Origin of the sequence: Ferrovum myxofaciens, from assembly GCF_000735045.1 — a bacterium.
GTDB lineage: Bacteria > Pseudomonadota > Gammaproteobacteria > Burkholderiales > Ferrovaceae > Ferrovum > Ferrovum myxofaciens.
The window spans coordinates 1-7,809 of sequence record NZ_JPOQ01000089.1 but is presented as its reverse complement, the minus strand read 5'-3'; the positions used below and the strand labels follow the sequence as shown (position 1 = coordinate 7,809).

Below are 7,809 nucleotides of genomic sequence, written 5' to 3'. Positions count from 1 at the left end.
GTATCGATTCAATCGAAGATTCGACCTGGCAGCGATGGTGCCAAGACTTGCCGTGGCGCTCATGTATGCAACTCCTTGTTCTGGAAAGAAACTGATGATGCGCACTGAGATAGAGACATAATCAGGTGTTTTGTTGTTCTGTTTCAAATGGAAAGGCAGTTCACGTTCCACAGATTCCATAATTATAAATTTAGGAGGATGTTCACGAAATCCAGAGCCAGCAAGAATCTGACTAAGCCGGATGTTATTGATATCCATTGTGCCTATAGATTCGCGAGTGTTTTCCTTCAAGTAATTTTGCCACTGAAATTCCGGACGGACTCGGGAAAACGAATCTCCCAAAACCAAGATTTCGTAATATTTACTGCTGTCATCAGGTAAGACGCTAAAATCCAATTGTGTATTAGGAAAAATTACCTGTGTACTGTGCCAACCGAACTCCCTTTCAGAATAAAAACCTATGCGAGTTAAATCGCCAGATAAGGGTTGTAAAAAAACACCAATAGCGAAAAGTACTGCCACCGGTAGGACCACCAGAGCAAATAACCATAGAACGAACCGACGATGCGGTTCAGAATTGAAAGTAAAGAAACTCACTTACCTTCTCCATTCCAATTATCGAATAAAGCAAAATTGCGATAATAATGCCGAGCCACACCATATTCGGCTGCCATCGCAGCCACCCTTCGCTAGTTACTTGCTCCAGTGTAGGTTGGTAGTTCGAAAGTATCTGCTGACTGTTTGGTGTAAACCAGGCAATTGCCGATAGGACTACGATCCACTTCCAGATTGCTACGTGGCCATAAAGCAAAGGCGCAGGACCAAAATGGATACCAAGTTTTTCCATTACTTCGACCTGATGCCCACTGAACACCGAGCGACCAGGCAGCATGATTCCGTTCAACCCAATCATACTGCTAACGATATGCAGTGCAGCATGTATATTTGAGGCGCGAAAAAATACCCAAGCCAATACGACCGCTGGAAAAGTGATCATCATACCCACGATGCGTCCTGTTCGAGAAATTTTCTCAACAGGGAAACCTAATCGCTCACGTAAACCATGCCACGAGTGATTAATGACAAGGTACATACCATGCAGACCACCCCAAATCACAAACGTCCATCCCGCACCATGCCAAAGTCCTCCTAGAAGCATAGTTGCCATTAAGTTGAAATGGCGACGGAACTTTCCTTTTCTGTTCCCCCCAAGAGGGAAATAAAGATAATCTCGCAGGAAACGCGACAGAGTCATATGCCAACGCCGCCAGAAGTCGATAATGTTGACTGCTTTGTAAGGTGAATCGAAGTTGATTGGCAGTTTTACTCCAAACAGACACGAAATACCAAGAGCCATGTCGGTATAACCAGAAAAATCAAAGTAGAGTTGAAACGTGTAGGCAAGAGCGCCGCCCCATGCTTCTGTAAAGGTGAGCATGTTGCCATGATTTGCGGCAGTGAATAGCAGATTAGCAAATGGAGCGATGCCATCAGCCAGCACCACCTTCTTGAACAGTCCGAAGGAAAAAAGAGATAAACCAACGGAAAAGTTTTCCCAGTGGATGCGGTAGGTGGCAGGCTGAGCAAACTGGGACATCATCTCTTTGTGATGCAGCACAGGGCCTGCGATAAGATGCGGGAAATAGGTAACGAACAGACCGTAGTGGATGAAATTGGACTCTTTCACTTTGCCGAGATAGGCATCGACCAGGAAAGCAATCTGGGTGAAAGTAAAAAAAGAAATACCCAGCGGCAGTATGACTGGTTCAACATGCCAGCCATTATTAAGCAATGAACTAACGTTGGTAACGAAGAAATTGGCATACTTGTAGTAAGCCAGAAGCCCCAAGTCTGAGGCGATGCCGAAAATCAATATTGTCCGCTTAAGTTTTTCACGCCCTCGTACATGTTCCCGGACTATTGCCTGCCCAACGCCATAATTGAATAACACGGAAGCTAGCAGCAAACCGACGTAGGCAGGGTTCCACCAAGCATAAAAGAACAGCGATGCGCCAAATAACCAAAGACCTGCAAGCGAGCGTCTGTATTTTCCCAGAAGAAAGAAAACCAGTAAGGTGAAAGGAAGGAATAAGAATAGAAAACTATAAGAATTGAACAGCATGTCCTGCCTATTTCAAAATGAATACCATGCTGCATACAACGCCACTTTTTCGTTAACTCGTAAACCTGAGTGATGAGTTAATCCACAGCTGACACTCCCTAGACAAAGGCAATCTTCGACTTGTCCCTAAGCCAAGTCATAGCAAACCTCAAAGTTAAGGAAACTCCAATCAGACAGGCGGAGTTTCCGCATCTGTATTAGACCTCACTCCAATGTATGGATTTTCTATCGTGCCACACACGCATCCAATCCTGAAACTCGGTCATAATTTGATGCTGGCCTCGACCGATAATTTTCTTGCTGGTGATTATACACCTCGACAGACAGCAATGGGCACGGTGCTGTCTGATGCCAGTGCTAAATGCAGTCATTCAAACAATGAGCCGAGTTAATGTCGGCAACCTGCACAACACCAGCCATTGAACGGAGCCGACGCCACTGACAGTAATGGCTGTCCTCCAGTCCGTGGGTTGACGCGCCAAGCGTCCGCTCAACTCAGATAGCTGCCATGACAGTTCATCCGGCAGCAATGAGGCGATTGCGGTCACACGTCCACCCAGATATGCTGTCATTTGAACGGCTGCTTTACTCGGATACCTGTCTTCGAACCTATTATTATCCAGTGCGGCCTGAGATAGAGACATAATCAGGAAGAAATTTGGGGATCAGAACAACTTTTCCGGCTTACGGTTTTGGGTGGGTTGGGTTTTGCGTTGTTTTGTTAGTACGTGCTATCGTTCTTTGCCCTGCTGCGTGTGAATATGTCTTTCTGACGAGTTTTAAGGCTATTTGAGAAATTTATATGCGTCGGATAGGCGCCCCTAGCCAAAGCCTAAAGATAATCGCTGCAAGGTGTCTTAGAATCGTTTTTAATGGCATTCGCGCCATCGACTCACGCCCCTGTTTTTGTAATTTGTCCGCGATGCGATTCCCAGTCGAAGGGCACGGCCTCTCCTCCGTCCTCGCGTAATCTGTCAAACACGCGCACCCCAAGATATTTACGCACCTCGTCAAGCCCGAGATTTGACAGCAGCAGGGTTGGTCGCCGGTTTTCGTAGCGCTCATTCAGGATGTCGAACAGGATCAATCCTTCGGTTTCGCTCCCGTACTGCACACCGACTTCATCGAGAATCAGCAGATCCGGAAGCACCAGGTGGGCGATGGCTTCATTCTCGGTTTCATCGCTTCCGTGTCGCCAGGTTGATTTGATCCCGCGCATGGCCCGCATCACCGTGGTAAACAATACGCGGCGGTTATGCTGGCGCATGATGCGTAGGCCGATCCCGGCAGCCAGATGGGTTTTGCCTGTTCCCGGTTTGCCAACGAACAGCGCACACCGTCCGGTTTTCAGTACCTCGTCGAAGGCGTCTGCGTACCTGGTTGAAAATTCCAGGGCGTAACGCTGGGCAGGTGTGTTTGCGGTGAAACTGGACAGGGCTCGGTTCTGGAATCTGAGCGGAATACCTGAGCCGGAGATTTTCTGTTGCCAAACCTCAAACTCCTTGGCGCGGGATTTTTCTTCGTGCAAAGCTTTTTCGGCTTCGGAAGCGATTTGATCGCAGCGAGGGCACTGGGTCCAGATTTGACCGAAAACATTTTTCGATTGGTACGTGCCGTGCGTTTCACAGGTTTCTGTTCTGTCCGGCGAGAGTTTTATCCAATCATCAATGCTCATGTTCATAGCGGGCCTCCGACATAGACGCGGTTTTCAAAGTTTTCTGTTCTGGCGGTTTTGCCGATTGCGGGGGCGCGGTCTTGGGCTTTTGAAAACCAGGACCCAATGAACCGGGCGTAATTCGATTTTTTATTCTTCGGGTTGGCTATGAGCCAGACGGCGGCCCGGTTAAGTTCTGCCTCGATGTTGATGGCAGGGTAAGCCTGCCGCCACAGGGAGTTGAGCCTCTGGTCATGGATGACAAACTTCCCTGCGTCCTGGTCGAACGTGACGCCAGGGGTGCTTTTGCGCTGAAAGGTTGGGTTGGGTTGTATTTCGCCTTCGAGACTGTCGGGGATTTCTCCGTTCATCTGCTCGGTCTGCTCAGGCTCCGGGTGATTTGAAAAATCGCTCGGAGCAAGATGATTTTGATTTAGGTGTGTATGTATTAAAGAAGATGAAGGTGAAGGTGAAGGTGAAGGTACAGGCGTCAGATAGGCGTCAGACAGTCGTTCTGTCAGGCATTCTTTCCATTTTAACGGACGGTAATCGGTTTCATCCGGGCCTTTTGCAGCGTTACATGATCGGCAAAGAGGTTGCAGGTTATCAATCCCATCGGAACCGCCTTTATAAACCGGTAGAATGTGATCTTTAACCAAATCGGATGTCGATCCGCATTTTTGGCAAGATGACTTACAAACGTCTAACAATGACAGCCATTCTTCTGACGTATGAGAGGCGATTTGCCGGGCTTTAGTAAGACGTTCTGATCGTGTTGCTTTGTTATGATCCAGCGAGCCCCACTTAGCCGATGATCCTGCTTTTCCACCACGCGATTTGGATGATTGATTTGATAATGCGCGGCTGCGTTCTTCGTCAATCCGTTTGTGACACCATGAGCCCTCGGATAACTGAAACATTCTTACCATCGCAGATCGGTTTTTTTTCCACGCTTGGGAGTTAAGCCTGGTGATATTGGCCAGAGCCAAGTCATCATCAGGTAGTGGACCGTTGCGCCAATAATCCATAATTAACAGCAGGTAGGCACCATGCTGCTCAGTAGTGAGCCGTGTGGTATCCGCGAGATAATCCGCAATGTAGAACGGCATCCAGATAGTGATTTTACTCACGGCAACCTCCAATTCCGTTCTTGCGAATAACTCGATCCCTTTCGCTGTGTTTTCCCCCAAGCATTGATCGCAGAAAAAAGCCCATCCACTCCAGGAAGTAGATCAAGATTTAACTCCTGACGAATATCGGGGTCGTCCAGATAAGTCACGGCCAGTTTTGTGACGAGTTCTGGCGCGATTTCGATGTGTTCGACAAACCGGCTAAGTAAAACGGTTTTTGAGGCATCAGAAAGCCTGTCAAAAGCCTGGATCACGGGTTCGGCTTCTTTTTGTGTCACCCCAAACAACCGTTTGGTTGCCTGTGATCTGCTTTTTGCAGACAGGTCGGCAATGGTGCAGGCGAAGCAATGCCGATTTGCCGTGCGATGGACACTTATATGACCTGCTGAACATTGCTTGTTCGGATCGTAATAATAAGGAAACTTGCTTTTTTTGCCTTCTTTATGTGTTTTGGGAAAACGCAATAACAAGTCGCGGTTTTTTTCGTCCCCGAACAACCTATCTGCATAGACCACTGACAGGCGGTTTTTATGGATCAGCCACTTCAACAGTTGAACGGCGGACACAGATCCGTCGTGAGCTATGTCCAGGCTGTTCTCCTTGTTTCTGAGTGAAGTCACCCGGCAGGTTGGGATGACGCCATTTTCAAAACCAAGAAACTTGGCCAACTGATCGCTTTTGACAGTCAACCCGAATTTTCTGATCACCATCTTTTCAATCAAAAGCCTGTATTCGAGTGACTGGGTTGGAATCGAATAGCTTTGTCTGGCTTCCGTTGTTTCTTTTGTCGTTTCTTTTGTTGGCATGTCAGTAATCCTTTGTGTAATGAGGATGGATGAACGGGCCTTCTGAAAACTTTTGCTCGTCTTCTGCCCGCTCGAATTGCTTGTCGTTTGAAAACTGTTCTTGATCCGCGAAAGATCCGGAATCCGTAAACGGAGTGGGTTGAGAGGAGCGAGGGGCGAGGAACTTCGGTTTACGAGGAACCGGAGAGATTCCAAGGGCTTCCAAGGGCTTCGCAGGCAAGGTGATAGCCGTAGTGGCATGTGTACTGATCCGCGTCCCAGGCCGCCACGATTTCCCGAGCCCATCTTTTATAGTCAGTCGGCTGACTTGCAGGCGTATGGCTGCCTGATTTGTCTGAAACAGGTGTTTGCATCATTCTGTTGTATGCGTCGCCAAAGTTTTCCATGTCAAGGGCCTGTGTAATGGCGGTAATTTATACTAACATTAAACAATACTGTTGCAAACACCTATAAGAAAATTATTTTCAAGAATTTAATCATTTCGTACAAGAACAACGTAAAAACAGTGAGTTGGGAATGAAAAAATTATAGAATTTTTACATAAATCTCTCTTAAGAATACTAACAGTGCTTGAAAAATGCTTGAAATTCTGGTACAGTATGAACATCTGCAACGCTTTTAGAGCAAGCATACTGGAGAGAGAAATGGATCTAAAACCTGAAAATTGTCTGCTATCAGAAACAACGGAACGGGGTCAACCTGCAAAAAATATGTTGAAAGAGATGGTCGCAAAGGCCCGGAAAGATCACCCGATGCTGGGTTGGTACTTGCTTGAAGTCTTCGCCTATTCCTTCATGGCAACCCTCATCCTGATTTACGCAATCATTGTTTTGATTGCGGAATTCATGCGAAATTAAGGAAATTGTCATGAATACCAAACCAATCCTTACGGTTCTATGTCCTTATTGCAACACCCAGGCAGAACTGGTTCACGGAGAAGAAATTTACCCGCACGCAGGCCCACCCCAAAACGGTATGTACTGGCTATGCCGTCCTTGTAAAGCCTGGGCAGGCACTCATAAAAACAGTCCCAAGCATGCGCCAAAGGCAAACCTGGCAAATGCGCCACTCAGAAAAGCACGGCAGAAGGCCCATGCAACATTTGACCTTCTCTGGATCGAGAATCTGATGAGCAGGGCTGAAGCCTATTCATGGCTGGCCAACGAACTCGGCATTCTCCTCAAGCGCTGCCACATTGGTTTTTTCGACATGGATCAGTGCCTCGAAACCGAACGGCTGGCCGGCGAACTGTTTGAAGACCTGACCAAAGATCTGGCTGACGCTCCTTTCGATCATCGTCCGGCGACCCTTTGCCAAACCACCAGGAACACGTCATGCCACGCTTTTTGATCCACCAGACCGATAAAGAGGTATCAACCGTCGAACGGGCTGCCTTGTATTTGCTGAGCCTCGCCATGGCCTCGGAGCGTAGCGAAGATGGCATGGCTCCAGGCGTCCTGTTCTTATTAACTCTGGCTCGATATATTCGGCATCCATTGGCTGGTTTTTTCTGGTATCCAGCGATATGTAAGTTGGCAGCACTGGCTATAAATACAGGTTAGGGTTGTCCGAAAGAAATACTCGCAATGGTGCGTCAAGAAGATTCCAACCCGTTGCATTATAGCAGCGCATCAGATGCAATTAAACTTATTAACCATCGCAACCGTATGTAAAAACAATGTAGTTTGATAAGTTTTTGCATGACGCAAGCAACTGGTTGTAGTGAAAGCAGTTTTCGTTCATCAAGCTTAATAAGTGAGGAATTATGCAAATCGACCATAATTTCACCTCAGTCGTTCGTAGCATCCAAGCCAGAAAAGAACAGGTCAAACAAACCCAAACCGAAATCAAAGACGATATTTCCGCGTTGGCCACCAACTATGGGATCAGCAAATCCGAAGTGAACAAAGCGATCAAACTGGCCGCAAAAGAATTTGATAAGCCAGGCACCATAGAAAGCGAAGAATCAGCAAGTGGGGTATTCAGCTTAGTGCTGTGCCTAGCTTCTCCATGGGTGCGAAGGCACAGAAATATCCAGAGAAGCTGGCGCTTTATGGCGAAGCTTGGCTGACACCGCGAACTCATGCGCCACAACTT

Annotated in this window: 9 protein-coding genes and 1 pseudogene; 4 read left to right on the top strand and 6 right to left on the bottom strand. The window is 47.4% G+C overall.

What is annotated here, in order from left to right; translation table 11 throughout:
* The 6 genes and pseudogenes from IV91_RS17970 to IV91_RS0110685 all read right to left on the bottom strand — a co-directional run.
* Positions 1 to 597, bottom strand: a pseudogene (locus IV91_RS17970) (hypothetical protein); the annotation flags it as partial.
* The gene (locus IV91_RS0110700; RefSeq protein ID WP_031598254.1) at positions 572 to 2,122 is read right to left on the bottom strand and encodes an MBOAT family O-acyltransferase; all 1,551 of its coding nucleotides are present in this window, start codon (positions 2,120 to 2,122) and stop codon (positions 572 to 574) included. The gene IV91_RS0110700 and the pseudogene IV91_RS17970, both read right to left, overlap by 26 nt.
* A gap of 371 nt (positions 2,123 to 2,493) precedes the next feature.
* Positions 2,494 to 2,670: a hypothetical protein gene (locus tag IV91_RS17965; protein WP_160171566.1), complete on the bottom strand. Its 177-nt coding sequence runs from the start codon at positions 2,668 to 2,670 to the stop codon at positions 2,494 to 2,496.
* 344 nt (positions 2,671 to 3,014) lie between these two features.
* A complete protein-coding gene (locus IV91_RS0110695) occupies positions 3,015 to 3,803 on the bottom strand; it encodes an ATP-binding protein (protein WP_051862564.1) in 789 nt (262 codons plus the stop codon).
* Positions 3,800 to 4,906, bottom strand: coding sequence for a DUF1376 domain-containing protein (locus IV91_RS17315; RefSeq protein ID WP_150112456.1), 1,107 nt, complete (start codon positions 4,904 to 4,906; stop codon positions 3,800 to 3,802). The genes IV91_RS0110695 and IV91_RS17315 overlap by 4 nt, the downstream gene beginning before the upstream one ends.
* Positions 4,903 to 5,712, bottom strand: a complete 810-nt coding sequence (locus IV91_RS0110685; RefSeq protein ID WP_031598250.1) for a hypothetical protein — start codon at positions 5,710 to 5,712, stop codon at positions 4,903 to 4,905. Before IV91_RS0110685 ends, IV91_RS17315 begins: the two co-directional genes overlap by 4 nt.
* A gap of 644 nt (positions 5,713 to 6,356) precedes the next feature.
* Here IV91_RS0110685 and IV91_RS0110680 point away from each other — a divergent pair.
* The 4 genes from IV91_RS0110680 (at position 6,357) to IV91_RS18910 (ending at position 7,783) form a co-directional block, all read left to right on the top strand.
* Entirely contained in the window at positions 6,357 to 6,569 is a 213-nt protein-coding gene (locus IV91_RS0110680; RefSeq protein WP_031598248.1) for a hypothetical protein, read from the top strand.
* Positions 6,570 to 6,579: 10 nt separating this feature from the next.
* Positions 6,580 to 7,062 carry a zinc-finger-containing protein gene (locus tag IV91_RS0110675; protein ID WP_084190054.1) on the top strand — a complete coding sequence of 161 codons (483 nt, stop codon included), beginning with the start codon at positions 6,580 to 6,582 and terminating at the stop codon, positions 7,060 to 7,062.
* Positions 7,047 to 7,274 carry a hypothetical protein gene (locus IV91_RS0110670; protein ID WP_031598245.1) on the top strand — a complete coding sequence of 76 codons (228 nt, stop codon included), beginning with the start codon at positions 7,047 to 7,049 and terminating at the stop codon, positions 7,272 to 7,274. Before IV91_RS0110675 ends, IV91_RS0110670 begins: the two co-directional genes overlap by 16 nt.
* A 203-nt stretch (positions 7,275 to 7,477) precedes the next feature.
* Positions 7,478 to 7,783, top strand: a complete 306-nt coding sequence (locus IV91_RS18910) for a hypothetical protein (protein WP_031598242.1) — start codon at positions 7,478 to 7,480, stop codon at positions 7,781 to 7,783.
* The last annotated feature ends 26 nt before the right edge of the window (positions 7,784 to 7,809 follow it).

Bases quoted from the DNA above. Each gene is read 5' to 3' on its own strand.
- IV91_RS0110675 (WP_084190054.1), top strand. From the start codon at position 6,580: ATGAATACCAAACCAATCCTTACGGTTCTATGTCCTTATTGCAACACC.
- IV91_RS18910 (WP_031598242.1), top strand. From the start codon at position 7,478: ATGCAAATCGACCATAATTTCACCTCAGTCGTTCGTAGCATCCAAGCC.
- IV91_RS0110700 (WP_031598254.1), bottom strand. From the start codon at position 2,122: ATGCTGTTCAATTCTTATAGTTTTCTATTCTTATTCCTTCCTTTCACC.
- IV91_RS0110695 (WP_051862564.1), bottom strand. From the start codon at position 3,803: ATGAACATGAGCATTGATGATTGGATAAAACTCTCGCCGGACAGAACA.
- IV91_RS0110670 (WP_031598245.1), top strand. From the start codon at position 7,047: ATGCCACGCTTTTTGATCCACCAGACCGATAAAGAGGTATCAACCGTC.
- IV91_RS0110685 (WP_031598250.1), bottom strand. From the start codon at position 5,712: ATGCCAACAAAAGAAACGACAAAAGAAACAACGGAAGCCAGACAAAGC.
- IV91_RS0110680 (WP_031598248.1), top strand. From the start codon at position 6,357: ATGGATCTAAAACCTGAAAATTGTCTGCTATCAGAAACAACGGAACGG.